This window comes from Stenotrophomonas capsici (assembly GCF_034961085.1).
Lineage (GTDB): Bacteria > Pseudomonadota > Gammaproteobacteria > Xanthomonadales > Xanthomonadaceae > Stenotrophomonas > Stenotrophomonas capsici.
Genome location: NZ_JAYFUH010000012.1, coordinates 1 through 508 on the forward strand (window position 1 = coordinate 1; position 508 = coordinate 508).

Genomic DNA, 508 nt, shown 5'->3' on the forward strand with positions numbered 1-508 from the left:
TCCTGGTCGCCGGTGGCGGCCGCAACGTGGACATCTCCCGCTTCGAGCGGGGCAGCGTGGTGCTGCCCGGTGTCTATCGCGCCGACCTGCAGGTCAACGGCGATTACGTCGCACGTGCGGACGTCACGTTCCGCAGCCTCGAGGCGGGTCCCGACGCGGTGGCCTGCATCGATGAATCGCTGCTGGCCCGGTTCGGCGCGGACATGTCGCTGCTGGACCCTGCCATCCGCGACCGCCTGGCCGTGGCGGCCGCCTGCGAGCGCATCGAGGACGTCATCGCCGATGCGCGCGTGCACTTCGACTTCGCCGCGCAGCGCTTGGAGGTGAGCATCCCGCAGGCCGCCATGCTGCGTCGCGCGCGTGGCTACGTGGATCCCTCCAACTGGGATGCCGGCATCAACGCCGCCTCGCTGGGTTACAGCTTCAATGTCTACCAGCAGAAGATGCGCGGCAACGCCGCCGTCACCCGCGGCTACCTTGGCGTGAATGCCGGTTTGAACGTGGGGGG

Annotated in this window: 1 protein-coding gene; it reads left to right on the plus strand. The window is 69.1% G+C overall.

Features of this window, described 5'->3' with window-relative positions:
* A partial coding sequence (locus VA603_RS00200; protein ID WP_323437597.1) for a FimD/PapC N-terminal domain-containing protein occupies positions 1 to 508 on the plus strand: 508 nt, incomplete at both ends.